The sequence below is a fragment of the Psychrobacter immobilis genome (genome assembly GCF_003148585.1).
In the GTDB taxonomy this organism is placed as follows: Bacteria; Pseudomonadota; Gammaproteobacteria; order Pseudomonadales; family Moraxellaceae; genus Psychrobacter; species Psychrobacter immobilis.
Genome location: NZ_QGGM01000002.1, coordinates 37,194 through 53,515, shown reverse-complemented (window position 1 = coordinate 53,515; position 16,322 = coordinate 37,194). Strand labels below are relative to the sequence as shown.

14 protein-coding genes and 1 tRNA gene are annotated in these 16,322 nt (G+C 43.6%); 14 read left to right on the top strand and 1 reads right to left on the bottom strand.

What is annotated here, in order from left to right:
* Positions 1-305 precede the first annotated feature (305 nt).
* The 3 genes from C8D84_RS02265 to C8D84_RS02255 all read left to right on the top strand — a co-directional run bounded on the left by C8D84_RS02265 (position 306) and on the right by C8D84_RS02255 (position 1,838).
* Positions 306-827 (top strand): hypothetical protein, encoded by a 522-nt coding sequence (locus C8D84_RS02265; protein WP_109589725.1) that lies wholly within the window; start codon positions 306-308, stop codon positions 825-827.
* Positions 828-897: 70 nt separating this feature from the next.
* Complete coding sequence (locus C8D84_RS02260) at positions 898-1,695, top strand: hypothetical protein (RefSeq protein WP_109589723.1); 798 nt, start codon at positions 898-900, stop codon at positions 1,693-1,695.
* A gap of 67 nt (positions 1,696-1,762) precedes the next feature.
* Positions 1,763-1,838: transfer RNA gene (locus C8D84_RS02255), tRNA-Arg, on the top strand.
* A 328-nt stretch (positions 1,839-2,166) separates the two neighbouring features.
* Here C8D84_RS02255 and C8D84_RS02250 read toward each other — a convergent pair.
* Positions 2,167-3,783: an NAD(P)/FAD-dependent oxidoreductase gene (locus C8D84_RS02250; RefSeq protein ID WP_109589721.1), complete on the bottom strand. Its 1,617-nt coding sequence runs from the start codon at positions 3,781-3,783 to the stop codon at positions 2,167-2,169.
* Positions 3,784-4,367: 584 nt separating this feature from the next.
* Here C8D84_RS02250 and urtA point away from each other — a divergent pair.
* The 11 genes from urtA (at position 4,368) to ureG (ending at position 16,217) form a co-directional block, all read left to right on the top strand.
* The gene (gene urtA / locus C8D84_RS02245) at positions 4,368-5,678 is read left to right on the top strand and encodes an urea ABC transporter substrate-binding protein (protein WP_109590068.1); all 1,311 of its coding nucleotides are present in this window, start codon (positions 4,368-4,370) and stop codon (positions 5,676-5,678) included.
* 131 nt (positions 5,679-5,809) lie between these two features.
* Entirely contained in the window at positions 5,810-7,609 is a 1,800-nt protein-coding gene (urtB, locus tag C8D84_RS02240; RefSeq protein ID WP_109589719.1) for an urea ABC transporter permease subunit UrtB, read from the top strand.
* 10 nt (positions 7,610-7,619) lie between these two features.
* Positions 7,620-8,690 (top strand): urea ABC transporter permease subunit UrtC, encoded by a 1,071-nt coding sequence (gene urtC, locus C8D84_RS02235; RefSeq protein ID WP_109589717.1) that lies wholly within the window; start codon positions 7,620-7,622, stop codon positions 8,688-8,690.
* Positions 8,690-9,655: an urea ABC transporter ATP-binding protein UrtD gene (gene urtD / locus C8D84_RS02230; protein ID WP_109589715.1), complete on the top strand. Its 966-nt coding sequence runs from the start codon at positions 8,690-8,692 to the stop codon at positions 9,653-9,655. Before urtC ends, urtD begins: the two co-directional genes overlap by 1 nt.
* 46 nt (positions 9,656-9,701) lie before the next feature.
* Positions 9,702-10,400 carry an urea ABC transporter ATP-binding subunit UrtE gene (gene urtE / locus C8D84_RS02225; protein ID WP_109589713.1) on the top strand — a complete coding sequence of 233 codons (699 nt, stop codon included), beginning with the start codon at positions 9,702-9,704 and terminating at the stop codon, positions 10,398-10,400.
* Positions 10,401-10,444: 44 nt separating this feature from the next.
* Positions 10,445-11,434: an urease accessory protein UreD gene (locus tag C8D84_RS02220; RefSeq protein WP_109589711.1), complete on the top strand. Its 990-nt coding sequence runs from the start codon at positions 10,445-10,447 to the stop codon at positions 11,432-11,434.
* A gap of 150 nt (positions 11,435-11,584) precedes the next feature.
* Positions 11,585-11,887: an urease subunit gamma gene (ureA, locus tag C8D84_RS02215; RefSeq protein ID WP_010200554.1), complete on the top strand. Its 303-nt coding sequence runs from the start codon at positions 11,585-11,587 to the stop codon at positions 11,885-11,887.
* Positions 11,888-11,961: 74 nt separating this feature from the next.
* A complete protein-coding gene (gene ureC, locus C8D84_RS02210) occupies positions 11,962-14,094 on the top strand; it encodes an urease subunit alpha (protein ID WP_109589709.1) in 2,133 nt (710 codons plus the stop codon).
* Between the two features lie 74 nt (positions 14,095-14,168).
* Positions 14,169-14,717, top strand: a complete 549-nt coding sequence (gene ureE, locus C8D84_RS02205) for an urease accessory protein UreE (protein ID WP_109589707.1) — start codon at positions 14,169-14,171, stop codon at positions 14,715-14,717.
* Positions 14,710-15,525, top strand: a complete 816-nt coding sequence (locus tag C8D84_RS02200; RefSeq protein WP_109589705.1) for an urease accessory protein UreF — start codon at positions 14,710-14,712, stop codon at positions 15,523-15,525. Before ureE ends, C8D84_RS02200 begins: the two co-directional genes overlap by 8 nt.
* Positions 15,526-15,563: 38 nt before the next feature.
* Positions 15,564-16,217, top strand: coding sequence for an urease accessory protein UreG (gene ureG / locus C8D84_RS02195; RefSeq protein ID WP_109589703.1), 654 nt, complete (start codon positions 15,564-15,566; stop codon positions 16,215-16,217).
* Positions 16,218-16,322: the final 105 nt, after the last annotated feature.

Here is a 16,322-nt window from a genome sequence, read left to right as displayed (position 1 = left end):
GCGGTCGTTACTACAATGTATTTCTGCTAGCATGGCTGTCATAAACACGATGCAAATGACAACAACGATTAACTATCATTGCATCATCAGTGATTATTTATAACAATCATAAAATAGGCTGCTGATTAGTGTGCCATCGATAGCTATCGTTTACTAGTATATGTGCCACTATTATAATATCTTACGACAGATAGTGTCGCATTGATAAGTCTCATATTTATGAATAGAGAAGTCAGTGCTGCTGTCAGATCAATTGCTGTAATTTTTATGTCCATAACCCTTTTTTAACGGAATAACTTAATACTATGCCCTTGCGTCCCATTGATGCCATTTTCGTTCATCCTAAACGACGTCTATATGTTGTATACTATCGCGGTGAATTGTGGCAATTGCCACGTATGAAAATTGACGACAGATCGTGGCAAAACAGACAGCCCTATACTGATGACAGTCGCTCGCTTTATTTGAGCATCCATCAAGCCATTAACGACCCCATACTTGCACAAAAACTGCGAACATTGAACCTGCCTGTCGCGGTGCGTGGGAGCACGCTGCCACGCTTTGAAGCATGGTGGGAAGCCCATGGTTTTGAATGGCTTAAAGACAAGCTTACGATGGGCGAATCGCCATTGGCTGCACACCAAATAAAAGCCATTGACAACGATGTTACCTCCCCTTCAAACGATCAACCTGTGCTATCCAATCAAAATAGTACAATTAGTCATAAGAATAATAGCGAGAAAAAACTTTTACCTGATTCAGAAACCGATGTTTTTGCAGATATGCTTGCCGACTTAGCAGATGAAGTGTTGCACCAACAGCTTTAAAAAATAATACGTCACACACCGCATTTTATGTAAACTTGACACAAACCCATTAAGAGAAGAGCAGTAACATATGAGAGACTACAAGCTGCTACTGGCTGGGCTAATTTTACTGCTGCTGATAATCTTTATTGCAATCTTTACGTGGTTATGGAGCAGTAACCGTAAAAATATAGACCCTCTACCGATCATGGCAAATGCAAATGAGCCGTCAGCCACCACTCAAGACGAGGTAAATACCCTCACCGACAGTACGCTGTATATAAAGGCTGAAGAGGATTTACAAGCACCCTTGGACGATATCATCGTTAACTTCGAATCTCGTTATCCTCATGTGCAGGTTGTGCCAAGTTATGTACCTGCCAGCGACCTCTTAACATTATCAAACGCCAATCCTAGCCATGATAAACGCTCAGAATTAGGCGCTGATATAGACATGATCATCGCTAACGACAGCCTATCTGCAGACCGTCTGACACCGTTACAAGCAGAGCTAAAAGCGGCTCAAGATAAAATAAACCAAGACAAAGAAAATATCAGCAATACTGATGATAAAAAAGTAGATACTGCTGAGACTGGTGCCATTGAGACTGACAATGCAGAGGCACGTACCCTAAATTCTTTCAGCTATGCATTGAGAGACAAGCAAGCGCTTGAAGGGGTTATTTTGACAGAGAATACTGCTGCTATTAACTTTCGTAATTTTTTACTTTCGAGTACCGGACAAGATATATTAGAAAAGTACGATTATTATAATATCGAAGGTTATAAAAACAGTGTAAATGACTTGTTTAATCCAACATCACGTGCACAAAAAGCAGCAAATACCAACACTGTGAATGTCGCTGACGCCTTGAGTAATGGCAAGTAATGATAAAATCTTTATATTTTGTTGATTGCTTTTATTAGCGATTTTTCCTACAATGTTCCTCCATAATGCGCCTATAGCTCAACAGGATAGAGCAGTTGCCTCCTAAGCGATCGATCGGGGTTCGAGTCCCTGTAGGCGCACCAACAAATATTGTCAAAAGTAATCAAAAAACCTCACAGCCTACCAGTTGTGGGGTTTTTTAATGTCTTATCGCATCATAACATTGCATAACTGACGATGTATTTTCATAAAGCATACCGTCAAAACACAAAATACTCGGCATCGCTTATTAACCCAATCAGCTCATGCTTTTAGGATGTCCAAACTTATTAAAGGCATGAGAATAACTTTCCATCTTCAAAACACAAAAAAGCCTTTCAAGCTATTAAGTATAAAGCTTGAAAGGCTTTTTCGATCACATATTTTTATCTAGGTAATGGTCTTAATATTGTGGTTTGCCCAAATCCGCTCTTACTCTAGGTTCAACATTGATTTTGCCACGGCTTCGGCCACTTTGATGCCATCAATCCCTGCTGATAATATGCCACCTGCGTAGCCAGCGCCTTCGCCTGCAGGGAATAAGCCTTCGGTGTTAATGCTTTGGAATTCTTTATTACGTTTAATACTGATTGGTGACGATGTTCTGGTTTCTACACCAGTTAATAAACCATCATCAGATGAAAACCCTTTGATTTTTTTATTAAACGCTGGAATGGCTTCACGTATGGCATCCACGGCAAAGTCAGGCAGTGCTTTGCTTAAGTCGGTTAAGGTAATACCAGGAGTGTAAGACGGTTTTACATCGCCTAACTCTGAGTCTGGTTTGCCTTTTAAGAAATCACCAATGGTTTGCGCTGGTGCACTGTAGTCTTTGCCGCCTAATTCAAACGCTAAAGTTTCTAGTTGTCTTTGTAATTCGATACCAGCAAGAGGATGGTTTGGGTAATCTCGCTCTGGGTCGATGCCTACCACAATAGCACTGTTGGCGTTACGCTCATTTCTTGAATATTGGCTCATGCCGTTAGTGACCACACGGCCTTCTTCTGATGCTGCGGCAACCACGGTTCCACCTGGACACATACAAAAGCTATAAACAGAACGACCATTTTTACAATGATGAACCAGTTTGTAATCCGCAGCGCCAAGTATCTCGTTTCCAGCATTGTCACCAAAGCGTGCTTGGTCTATGGTTGACTGTTTATGTTCAATCCTAAAGCCAATCGAGAAAGGTTTTGCTTCAATATACACGCCTTTATCATGGATCATTTGAAAGGTATCGCGGGCGCTATGACCAACAGCAAGAACAACATGGTTAGTTTTTAATATTTCGCCAGTATTAAGTGTCACGCCAGTTACTTTTGAGTCAGTGATGTGCAAGTCGTCTACGCGAGTAGCAAAACGGACTTCCCCACCGAGTGCTATGATCTCGGCACGCATTTTTTCTACCATAGTGACTAACTTATAAGTACCTATGTGCGGCTTACTGACAAATAAAATTTCCTCTGGTGCACCAGCTTTTACAAATTCAGTCATGACTTTACGGCCATAATGATTTGGATCTTTCACTTGGCTATACAGTTTGCCGTCAGAGAAGGTACCTGCTCCGCCTTCACCGAATTGTACGTTAGATTCTGTGTTTAATTTACGCTGACGCCAAAAGCCAAAGGTATCTTTGGTGCGTTGTCTGACTTCATTACCACGTTCAATGATAATAGGTTTAAAACCCATTTGAGCAAGGGTAAGTGCTGCTAATAAACCACAAGGTCCAAAACCAATAACAACAGGACGCTCAGTTAAATACTCTGGCGCTGCACCTACATATTTGTAGCTGGTATCTGGTGTGGCTTTAACATGATTGTCTGACTCAAATTGAACCAGTAAATCATTGGTTAAATCCGAGTCGGTCAGTGTGATGTCTAGCGTATAGATTAATTGGATATTTCTTTTATTACGAGCATCATAACCACGTTTAAACATCACAAATGACTCCATTTGCTCAGCAGAGATTTTAATTTTTGTCGTTATCGCAGTCGTTATATCTTCAGGCGCATGATTTAATGGCAATTTAATTTCAGTTAAACGTATCATTGGTTACTCATAAACTCGTGTAGAAAACAGTCTCGCATTTTACTGGTACTGGTACAAATAAGCGAATAAATATTTTACTTACGCAGGGTAAATTTACGGTTTCTTCAACATAGCTCAGCACCCTCTTATAAAAACTAAATGTCAGACTTCACCCCAAGATAGCTACCAAGTGTAATGGCTAACGTGCTTTAGCCAAAAACAAAACCTACCTTTAGTTGAGTTAACATCATTTAGTACGTTTGCTTCTTAACTTCCTTCTGTTCACACTTCCTGACCTCAAAAAAACATCGCTTCTGATGTCGTCATTTTTTATACCGCTTTAGCATTTCTTAACCAGACATAAATGGTGCATAGAGCATCATAAAAACCAATTATGGTGCACAAAAGTGCCCTAGCTCCTGATAAAGACCAATATTGGTGCATTTGTCTAGTATTTTATATTGGCATAGATATTGAAGTATTAATCGTAGTTAGGAATGGCTCGTTCACTCGGCCTACCAGGCTGCTACTTTATCTTTCTGGAGAAATATATGTCTTTATTGCCAACGCTTATCACTGCTACTCCTATAAGTACAAATTATCGTATCGACTCAAAATTGACATCACGTTTGTCTCTGCTAGCAGTAGCCGTTGTAGGTAGCTTAAGTCTTATAGGTTGTCAAAAACCTGCAGAAACTAGCGCTGAGACCAATTCTACAGCCACAAAAACGGAAACCTCTGCGACGACTGCTACCCCAACGGCAGATGGTGACACCATCAAAGTAGGTATCTTGCATTCTTTATCTGGAACGATGGCCATCTCTGAAACATCATTAAAAGATACTGCACTCATGACCATTGATGAAATTAATGCCAATGGCGGTGTGTTGGGTAAGCAGCTAGAGCCAATCGTCGTAGATCCCGCTTCTGATTGGCCGTTATTCGCTGAAAAAGCACGTCAGCTGTTAACCCAAGATAAAGTGGATGTGATATTTGGGGGTTGGACATCGGTATCACGTAAGTCCGTGCTGCCTGTCGTTGAAGAGTTAAATGGTTTGATGTTCTACCCTGTTCAGTACGAGGGTCAAGAGCAGTCAGAAAACATTTTCTACACTGGTGCTGCACCAAACCAACAAGCCATTCCTGCCGTTGAATATTTAATGAGTCCAGAGGGCGGTAGTGCAGAACGCTTTGTCTTACTTGGGACAGACTATGTCTATCCTCGGACTACTAACCAGATACTGCGTGCTTTCTTAAAATCTAAAGGCGTCGCTGAAAAAGATATCATGGAAGAGTACACCCCTTTCGGTTTTAGCAACTATCAGACCATCGTGGGCAACATTAAAAGCTTCTCGACCGGTAAAAAGACGGCGGTTATCTCTACCATTAATGGGGACTCAAACGTACCCTTTTATCGTGAGCTTGCCAACCAAGGTATTAAAGCCTCTGATATTCCAGTCATGGCATTCTCAGTAGGAGAAGAAGAGCTTCGCGGTATCGATACCAGCTTATTGCAAGGGCATTTAGCATCATGGAACTACTTTATGTCGGTTAAAAATCCTGTCAACAGCGACTTCACTAAAAAATATAAGAAATATGCGCTGGATCATAAGCTACCCAATGCTAACAAGGTCGTGACCAATGATCCTATGGAAGCCACCTACGTGGGTATCAATATGTGGAAACAAGCAGTCGAAAAAGCTGGTACGACTAATGTCGATAAAGTGCGTATTAGTATGGGAGGTCAGACTTTTGACGCGCCATCAGGGTATACATTGAAAATGGATGAGGAAAACCACCACTTATGGAAGCCTGTCATGATCGGTCAAATCCGTGCCGATGGTCAGTTCGATGTGATCAGCAAAACGCCAAAAGTCATTCGTGCTGAGCCATGGAGTCAGTACATCCCTAAATAAGGTTGTGGTCACTTAAACCGTAATCCTTAGCCCCTTAATGGTATCAATACCAGCAACCCTTTAGCTCCTCTACTGATAAAACAGTTTTTAGTAGAGGTTAAAGGAGTGTTGACTGCAAAAAAGGAACCATCATGTCACATTACCCTTCCTATTATAAAAGTGACGCGCAAGCCAATTATTCTAATAAGACTTTTGTCATCGCCTTACTATCTTTACTCCTCCTCATTGCTATCACATCAGCTGCTCATGCTCACGAGACGCCAGTAGTACACAGCCATGGCGAGAAACTATCGACTAATACTGTGGCAGCGACATCCAATGCTGTAAGTGAAGAGATCTTCCTTGCTCAAGACGACACCTTACTTGCTCAAAACAAGCAGTCTCTTGCTACGCCTGCTAATCTTGCGATAAGTAAAGGGGATGCTATCGAGCAGTTCGTTGCTGCTGACTTCACCAAGCGCCAAACCATGCTCAACCAGTGGCCGGGATCAGTTGAGAGTTTGGATACTTTAGTTGATCTGATAAAAAACGATGAGCTATACCAAGGTAATGGTGGGCAAACTTATCTACTTAACAGCGAAGATGAGCTATTTACTTATCCTGCTAAGCAGCTGACCACCGAGTGGCCGAGTGACTTGGCGCAAGTGACTTTGACCAATACGCTACGCTCAGCCTTAGTATTTGGACAAGCCAAGGTTAAGCTTGAGTCAAACGATCCTACGCAACGTTTACAGGCAGTCGCCATCTTAGCGGACAATATCGAACAGCTAGATCCAGCACTCATAAGTACTGCTGCCACTAATGAGGAAGACGACGACGTCAAAACGGCGTTGAGTACTTTACAAGCGAGGATTGATTTTAGAGATGGCGACGTTACTACCCAAATTGCCGCACTTACCGTGCTTGCTGATAGCGATAGCCCACAAGTCTTAGTGGATGTTAAAAAAGCATTGGCGGCAGATGATATCGATCCTGTGCTCAAATCTGCACTGTTAGATGCTGAGGATAGTATTGAGCAGCGCATTACCATCAGTACTTGGATAGGTCATCTGTTCACGGGGCTTAGTACGGCAAGTATCTTACTACTCGCGGCATTAGGGCTCGCCATTACTTTTGGGCTACTGGGTGTCATCAATATGGCCCACGGTGAGCTCATTATGATTGGTGCTTACGCCACTTATATGGTGCAAAATCTCTTTCAAGCATATTTTCCTAGTATGACTGGATGGTATCTGGTTGCTGCTATACCCGTCGCTTTCTTAGTCAGTGCCATTATCGGCATGATTATCGAACGAATCATTATTCGCCCGCTTTACGGTCGTGAGCTTGAAACCTTACTAGCAACCTTCGGTGTCAGTCTGATTCTCATGCAGTTGGTTCGGATGATATTTGGCGCGCAAAATGTCGAAGTCAGCAATGTCGACTGGTTGAGCGGTGCCTATCAAGTGTCCTCGAGCCTTGTGCTTCCCTTCAACCGTATCGCTATTATCGGCTTTACCATCATCATTCTTATGCTACTAGTGTACTTACTTAACAAGACTCGCTTCGGGTTGTTTGTGCGCGCCGTGACTCAAAACCGGCAAATGGCACGTGCAGTTGGTATCTCCTCTGCTCGCATCGACATGTTGGCTTTTGGGCTTGGCTCGGGTCTCGCAGGTCTCGCTGGCTGTGCTTTAGCGCAAGTAGGCAATGTCGGACCTGACTTAGGTCAGACTTATATTATTGATGCGTTCTTAGTCGTCGTGGTTGGCGGTGTTGGACAAGTATGGGGCGCGGTATTGGCATCTTTAGGTCTTGGTATCAGTGGTACGGTGCTTGAAATTGGCATTGGTGCTGTGATGGCTAAGATTGTGTTACTGGTTCTTGTGATTTTGTTTATTCAAAAACGTCCACAAGGTTTGTTCGCCCTCAAAGGCCGTTTTGTGGATTAAGGAGAACCTCATGCGTTTCGCTCAATTATTATCTGATTCCCCACGTAATGCCATTCTGATTGGTTTGTGTTTTTTAGTGCTACTGATATTGCCTTGGCTCCATTTATTACCTGAAACCTCTAGTTTTCACCTGTCTGCTTATTGGATAACTTTGATTGGTAAAATAATGGCGCTCGCCATGGTAGCACTGGCTTTAGACTTGGTATGGGGCTATGCCGGCATCCTAAGCTTAGGTCATGGTCTTTATTTTGCGCTAGGAGGTTATGCTTTTGGTATGTACTTGACGCGTGAAACTGCTGGCACGGGCTTGCCAGATTTTATGCGTTTTTTGAGTTGGACCGAATTGCCGTGGTACTGGGCAGGCACTCAACATTTCTGGTGGGCGATGGCTTTAGTGGTGCTAGTTCCCGGTCTAGTCGCTTTTATCTTTGGCTATTTTGCTTTTCGCTCAAAGATTAAAGGGGTTTATTTTTCGATTATTACTCAGGCCATGACCTACGCGTCAGCTTTACTGTTTTTCCGTAACGAAACAGGCTTTGGTGGTAATAATGGCTTCACAGGTTTTACCACGCTACTAGGTTATGACATCACTGCCTCTTCAACGAGGGCTGTACTGTGTTTTACGACTGCTTTGGCGCTGCTACTGTCCTATCTTGGACTACGCTATCTGATGAGCCAGCCTTATGGGCGCGTGCTTGGTGCCATTCGTGATAGTGAAAATCGTTTGCAGTATTTAGGCTATCGCACGCTTTGGTACAAGCTTTCAGCTTGGGTGTTGTCTGCAGTCATTGCTGGTATCGCTGGTGCTCTATATGTACCGCAAGTTGGTATCATTAACCCAGGCGAGATGAACCCCGTCAACTCTATCGAGATGGCAGTCTGGGTGGCTGCTGGAGGCAGAGGTTCATTAATCGGTGCCATTGTAGGCGCTGGTACAGTCAATGTGATTAAAACCTATTTTACCGTCGCCTACCCAGAGTTCTGGTTGCTTATTCTAGGCGGATTATTTGTAGTGGTTACTATATTTCTCCCTAACGGCATCATTGGCGTACTTGATCGTCTTAAGAAGGAAAAAGAATAATGTCAATAATATGTAATAATGCTGCTTCCCAAAAAACGGCTAACGATGGACTTATTAAAAATAAAAATGATTCTAGTATACATAAGCCAATGGGAAGTTTTGACAATACAAATAACATAACGATTGCAGAAAACACGCCTACCCGACCAGTCACTACTCTGACTGAAGATTACGGAGATAGTGGTGGCTTGGCGCATCCTGTTCCCAAATCAGGGCCGGATATGAGACATGGTATTGCGCTGTATTTAGAAGGCGTTAGCGTGTGGTTTGACTCGTTCCGCGCACTCAATGATTTATCTCTATACATTGAGGCAGGCGAGCTGCGCTGCATCATTGGTCCTAATGGTGCAGGTAAAACCACGTTAATGGATGTCATCACTGGTAAAACGCGCCCGACCACAGGTAGCGCATTTTTTGGTCAAGTACATAATTTAGCCAAACTATCTACCGAAGAAATAGCCGAAGCAGGCATTGGCCGTAAGTTTCAAAAACCCACCGTATTTGAGAAATTTACCGTACTTGATAACTTAATGCTGGCTGCACCAAAGGACAAACGGGTATCAAAAAGCTGGTTTACTAAAATTGACGCAGAAATCCAAGATACTCTTGACTCAACGCTTGATCAAATACGCCTAAAAGAGCTGATTAGCAAGCCAGCAGGATTATTGTCTCATGGTCAAAAGCAGTGGCTAGAGATTGGAATGTTACTGATGCAAAGACCAAAACTTATCTTACTTGATGAACCAGTAGCAGGCATGACAGATGCCGAAACGGAACATACCGCTGAGTTATGTCTGCGTCTTAAAAAGAATCACACCTTAATCGTGGTGGAGCATGACATGACTTTTATTGATGCCATCAGTGAGAAAGTGACGGTTTTGGCAAATGGCGCTATTTTGGCTGAAGGCACGTTGAGTGAAGTACAGAATAATGAGGCCGTTATTGAGACCTATCTAGGTCGATAATTGATAGTAGTACTTAGACATGGACCTAAAAAACAGAGGTGCTTATATGTTAGAAATCAATGCCATAAATCAATATTACGGTGGCAGTCACATTTTACGTGATGTCACCCTCGCCGCACCTGTAGGAGAATGTAGCGTGGTACTGGGTCGTAATGGCGTCGGTAAAACCACCTTGCTTAAATGTTTGATGGGCATCCTACCAATCAAATCAGGTGAGATTTTATTAGACGGTAAGGACATTAGTCAGATGACGCCTGAGCAGCGTGTGCGCGCAGGACTCGCTTATGTGCCGCAAGGACGCGATATATTTTCTACTTTGACCGTTGAAGAAAACATTCTGATTGGCATGGCGAAATTCTCTCAACGTAAAGCAAGTAAAGTACCCAAACACTTATATGATATATTTCCAGTGCTGGACGAAATGAAGCATCGCCGCGGTGGCGATTTATCTGGCGGTCAGCAGCAGCAACTTGCTATTGCTCGTGCGCTTGCATCAGAGCCTCGAGTACTAGTACTTGATGAGCCGACTGAAGGCATTCAGCCCTCTATCATCAAGGACATCGGGCGGGTCATTAGGGATTTAGGTTATCAAGGTGAAGTGGCTATTGTACTGGTCGAGCAGTTTTATGAGTTTGCAGAAGAGCTTGCCGATAACTATACCGTGCTTTCTAGAGGACAAGTGATAGCTCAAGGGGCTGGATGTGACATGGCAAAAAATAACATTCAAGAATTGGTGGCAATCTAGAAGGACACTTTCTAAAAAGACACTTTCTAAAAGGAAATACAGTTTTGACTTGGCAATCCTCACTACAGCTTCATTTCGACTGCGCCTCTAATGCTGCAAAAACTCGGCTGTGTCATCGTGCTCATACTGGCGCACTCATGGTGCAGCGCGCTCTGTATCCTGAGCCTGATAGTACTGATAACAGCCAAGCAGGGATTTGCCATATTTATGTATTATATCCTCCTGCTGGTATCGCCGATGATGACCACTTAACGTTGGAATTCAACCTAAAATCTAATAGCCATGCGGTGATTACTACTCCTGGAGCCGGAAAATGGTACGGGCAACGCAAATCATTACGATCCTCTAGACCCAGCGACTTATCAAAAGTTAACAACGGTACTCAATCGGCAAACAGCAACACCTCTAACGACTGTTTTAATGATGTTGTCAGCGCAGAACAGCATATCGACGCCCGCCTCGATGACCACGCTGTCCTTGAATGGCTACCCCAAGAAAGCATCTACTACGATTATTCCAACTCTAATGCCAATAACCGATTTTATTTAGCTAAGACAGCAAGTTTGTTGACTTGGGATATTGCGGTATTTGGACGTCAAGCGTATCAAGAGACTTTTGCTAATGGTCATTATGTTAACCGCTTAGAGATATGGCGTGAGAGTAATTTATTGGTCAGTGAGTGCACCTCCCAGCAAGCAAATACGCGCTGGTTTATCTCACCATTAGGACTGAACAATCAACATGTGCATGGCTCTTTTTGGGCAATACCTAGCACAGAGGTCATTGCGCCAGAACTACAGAATAATCCGCTCAAGCTCGGTCAATATTTAGATGCCACTATTACCGAGCTACGCCATCTCATTGATACGCAGTCACTACCCATTCACTGTACTCACAATTTTCAAGGTATTAATTGCCGTTATTTAGGAGCAGATGTGCGCGCTTGCTTCGAGGCTTTTTACCAAGTCCGCGAGCTTATTAGGTCTAAATGGTACACGCTTGAGCCTCATCGACCAAGGATTTGGGATACCTAATACCATGTGCTCCTGCATACTATCATCCTTAAACAGTGCTGAATCAAACCAGAATAACTCTACTTAGTACATTTAACTTAGTCTATTTACTTTATAAAGATTAAAGACGAATCATAGCCTTCAAAAGACAATAATTATTAAGGAAGTTTTATGCAGTTAAATCCTACCGAAAAAGATAAACTCTTACTATTTACCGCAGGCATGGTGGCGGAACGTCGTAAAAACCGCGGCGTCAAGCTCAATTATCCTGAGTCTATCGCTTACATTAGCATGCTACTGATGGAAGGCGCACGTGATGGCAAAACCGTGGCGCAACTGATGAGTGAAGGAGCCACTTACCTCTCTGCCGATGACGTCATGGAAGGTATTGCAGAGATGATACACGATGTCCAAGTTGAAGCCACTTTTCCTGATGGCACTAAGCTGGTGACAGTGCATAACCCCATCGTATAGCTTGTTTGCTATGAAGCTGTATAAAACGATATTGAACGAGAGCCATTGCCATAAGACGATTAAGGATAATAAAAATGACGATAAAAGCAGGCGAATATAATATTAAAGCAGGCGATATGGCTTTGAATGCTGGTCGATATGTTCAAACCATAACGGTAATCAATACTGGCGACCGCCCTATTCAAATCGGTTCTCACTATCACTTCTATGAAGTCAATGCAGCACTGAGCTTTGATCGAGAGTCGACGCTTGGCTATCGACTTAATATCCTATCTGGTACTGCGGTACGCTTTGAGCCAGGACAAGCACGAGAAGTTGAGCTAGTCGCTATCGCCGGTAAGCAACACATTTATGGTTTTTCAGGCGAGGTTATGGGCGTTGTAAACCCTAAAATCTCTCAAAATACCTCGAAAAAACGCATTGACCGACGTATCTATGCCGAGCATTTTGGCCCTACCACAGGGGATAAAGTACGCTTAGCCGATACAAATTTATGGCTTGAGGTTGAGTATGATTTGACCAGTCATATTGATCACCAGCCTGATATTGATAGCGTCAGCATTGGTGAAGAGGTCAAATTTGGTGGCGGCAAGGTAATCCGCGATGGGATGGGTCAATCACAGCTGCTGGGTGAGCAAGTTGCCGATACTATTATTACCAATGCTTTGATTGTGGACTACAGCGGTATCTACAAGGCAGATGTCGCTATTAAGGGCGGTCGCATTAGCGGTATCGGTAAAGCCGGTAACCCTGATATTCAGCCTAACGTGACGTTACCTATTGGCGCGGCTACTGAAATTATCGCAGGAGAAGGTAAAATATTAACTGCTGGCGGGATCGATAGTCATATTCACTTCATTGCACCGCAGCAGTGTGAGACGGCATTGATGTCTGGTGTAACCACAATGTTAGGCGGTGGTACGGGACCTGCTGAAGGTACTCTTGCCACTACTTGTACGCCTGGTGCCTATCATATTCACAGCATGCTAAAAGCCACCGACTCTATTCCGATGAATATCGGATTCTTGGGTAAAGGCAACGTCAGTTTACCTGCTCCCATTGTTGAGCAGATTGAAGCGGGTGCTATCGGGCTTAAGCTTCATGAAGACTGGGGCTCCACGCCCAAAGCCATTGATAACTGCCTTAGCGTGGCTGAAGAATATGATGTGCAAGTGGCGATTCATACTGATACGTTAAATGAAAGCGGCTATTTAGATAGTACTCTAGGCGCGTTTAAAGACCGCTGTATTCACACCTTCCATACCGAAGGCGCTGGCGGCGGTCATGCCCCAGATATCTTAAAAGCTATTGGCGAAACCAATGTTTTACCCTCATCAACCAACCCGACGCGCCCTTTCACCATTAATACCATTGACGAGCATCTCGACATGCTCATGGTTTGTCATCACTTAAGCCCAGCCATTGCTGAAGATGTCGCTTTTGCCGAAAGCCGTATTCGTAAAGAAACCATTGCTGCCGAAGATATTTTACAAGATATGGGTGCCATCTCCATGATGAGTAGTGATTCGCAAGCGATGGGACGCGTGGGAGAAGTTATTATTCGTACGTGGCAAACGGCTGATAAAATGAAAGCCCAACGCGGTCACCTTGCTCCTGATCAATCGGCTAAAACTGAGCAAGCATTAGAAAATATCATACTAAGTCCCACTGACTCTGATAGCAGCAATGATAATTTTCGTATCAAACGCTACCTCGCAAAATACACCATCAATCCTGCCATCACTCATGGCATTAGTGACGAAGTGGGATCCATTGAAGTAGATAAATGGGCGGATTTAATTTTATGGTCGCCTGCATTTTTTGGCGTAAAGCCCGACCTTATCATTAAAGGCGGCTTGATTGCGGCAGCGTCCATGGGCGACCTCAATGCTTCCATTTCAACCCCGCAGCCTGTGCACTATCGCAGCATGTTTGGTAGCTTCCCCAAAACAGTGGCGCAGACTTGCATCACCTTTATGTCAAGTGCGGCTATTGATAAGGGTGTTGATAAGCAATTAGGACTAGAAAAGGTCATTAAAGCGGTACACAACATTCGTAAGGTACGTAAACAAGACATGAAGTTTAATAGCTACTGTCCTAAGATGGAGGTTAACCCAGAAACCTATGAAGTGTACGCCGATGGTGAGCTGTTGACCTGTGAGCCTGCCGACTATCTACCGATGGCACAGCGCTATTTTTTATTCTAGCTGCTTTTTATTGTCGTGCTGATAATCTACCATCAGCTGTCAACCATCTACTTTAACGGACTATAAACATAATTATGAACATTTATACGCAACGTCTTGATCTATCAACCCTTAGCGCTGAACAACAAGCAATTATTGATAGGCAAAAACAGGCAGAAAACTTTTTATATTTAGATTTCGACACCCGTCAGCGTAGCCGTTTTAAAGCAGAAACACAGCACCAAGAAACCATTGGTGTCGATTTGCCACGTACGGAAACCATTAAGAATGACAGTGTGCTAGCAGACCATCAAGGCAATTTAATACAGATTATGGCTGCCAAGCAGGGATTAATCGAAGTGACTGCCGATAATGATTTTGACCTTATGAAGGGCGCTTACCATTTAGGCAACCGCCATGTGCCTTTAATGCTGACACCTAATGCACTCTACTTTGAGCCTGACCATGTTTTAGAAGCGATGTTACATCAACTTGGCCTACATACCCAAGCCGTACAAGCGCCATTTGAGCCAGAGACTGGTGCTTATAAAGGCAATCAAGGCGGACATTCTCACTCTCATGGTCATAATCATAGTCATCACGATCACGACCATTCACATACCCACGGCAACTCTCATGACTAATCATGCCACGCACTCACAGCAGACTACCCGTACCGCACAAGGTATAAATCATCTGAATAATACAGAGGTAACTGGACGTTTGCTCATGCTGGCGTCAAGCAACCTACCTATTGGCAGTTATACCTACTCGCAAGGCATAGAACCTGCTATTGAGTCAGGGCTCATTCATGATGAAAGCAGTTGCTTAGCATTTATGAGTGATTATCTGGAGCTGGCACTATGTCGTTATGAGCTACCGCTACTGGCGCTGATAATAGAGGCACTTATGATTAATGATGTGGCGCTGACTGATGCTTTAGGTGCCGATTATCACGCTAGCCGCGAAACCAAAGAGTTCGTCTATGAGTCAAGTCAATTGGCACTGTCTTTATCCGCATGGCTTGATAATGTCCTTGAGCTCAATGTGCCTGATAGCTTACTCGTTCATGGTTTTTTGCCACTGTTTGCCCATATCAGCTCGCACTGGCAACTTAAGCCTGTACAAGCCATGACCACCTATGCCTTTGGTCAAATTGAAAACATGGTGCTGGCTGCGGTCAAAACCGTACCGCTTGGACAAATGGCAGGACAGCGCATAATTTGGCAGCTGCAACAGCTATTAAGTCAGCAAATACAGCCACTGGCTGCCAACGTCCAGCAAAAATTTTCGCACGTTCAACATATGGCGTTAATGACTGATTGCTCTGATATAACAACATTTAAGCTAAATCTTCTCTATCAACAGCTACATATGTCCGCCAACCTACCAAATTTAGCCATACTGTCTTGTCAGCATGAAAGGCAATATAGCCGCCTATTTCGCTCTTAATCGCTAATATACACAACTCTCATCAAGGAACTTTATCTATGGCACTAACACCCAAAGCCGAAAACAAAAATTTAGAAACGACGCTCTCTCCGCTACGTTTAGGCATTGGCGGCCCTGTAGGCTCAGGAAAAACGGCATTGACGCTGAGACTATGTCAACGCCTGCGCGATGATATCAATATGGCCGTGGTGACTAATGATATTTATACCAAAGAAGACTCTGAATTTTTAACCCGTCATGAGGCGATGCCAGCTGAGCGCATTCGCGGTGTTGAAACCGGTGGCTGCCCGCATACTGCCATCCGTGAAGATGCCTCAATTAACTTATCTGCCATCGCCGAATTACAGCAGCAATTTGCAGGTCTTGAGCTCATTATCATCGAGTCTGGTGGTGACAATTTGGCAGCAACTTTTAGCCCTGAATTGTCCGACTTGACACTATATGTCATTGACGTGTCTGCAGGCGATAAAATTCCTCGTAAAGGCGGCCCTGGTATCATGAAATCGGACTTGCTCATTATCAATAAAACCGACCTTGCCCCTTTCGTAGGCGCCTCACTTGAGGTTATGGCGCATGATGCCAAAAAAATGCGCGGTGATAAGCCTGTGGTATTTAGTAACATGAAAACAGGCGAAGGTCTTGATGACATTGTTGCTTTTATCTTAGATAAAGGCATGTTAAATGTGGCGTAGAATGCCTTAGGTAATGGCATTAATAAGTGCTCTACAAACCGCTGATGGATCAGTGGATTATGAGTCAGTTTTTATATCGATTTGTTTATTTATTAAGGATTTATC

Bases quoted from the DNA above. Each gene is read 5' to 3' on its own strand.
- C8D84_RS02265 (WP_109589725.1), top strand. From the start codon at position 306: ATGCCCTTGCGTCCCATTGATGCCATTTTCGTTCATCCTAAACGACGT.
- C8D84_RS02260 (WP_109589723.1), top strand. From the start codon at position 898: ATGAGAGACTACAAGCTGCTACTGGCTGGGCTAATTTTACTGCTGCTG.
- C8D84_RS02250 (WP_109589721.1), bottom strand. From the start codon at position 3,783: ATGATACGTTTAACTGAAATTAAATTGCCATTAAATCATGCGCCTGAA.
- urtB (WP_109589719.1), top strand. From the start codon at position 5,810: ATGTCACATTACCCTTCCTATTATAAAAGTGACGCGCAAGCCAATTAT.
- urtC (WP_109589717.1), top strand. From the start codon at position 7,620: ATGCGTTTCGCTCAATTATTATCTGATTCCCCACGTAATGCCATTCTG.
- urtD (WP_109589715.1), top strand. From the start codon at position 8,690: ATGTCAATAATATGTAATAATGCTGCTTCCCAAAAAACGGCTAACGAT.
- urtE (WP_109589713.1), top strand. From the start codon at position 9,702: ATGTTAGAAATCAATGCCATAAATCAATATTACGGTGGCAGTCACATT.
- ureA (WP_010200554.1), top strand. From the start codon at position 11,585: ATGCAGTTAAATCCTACCGAAAAAGATAAACTCTTACTATTTACCGCA.
- ureC (WP_109589709.1), top strand. From the start codon at position 11,962: ATGACGATAAAAGCAGGCGAATATAATATTAAAGCAGGCGATATGGCT.
- ureE (WP_109589707.1), top strand. From the start codon at position 14,169: ATGAACATTTATACGCAACGTCTTGATCTATCAACCCTTAGCGCTGAA.
- C8D84_RS02200 (WP_109589705.1), top strand. From the start codon at position 14,710: ATGACTAATCATGCCACGCACTCACAGCAGACTACCCGTACCGCACAA.
- ureG (WP_109589703.1), top strand. From the start codon at position 15,564: ATGGCACTAACACCCAAAGCCGAAAACAAAAATTTAGAAACGACGCTC.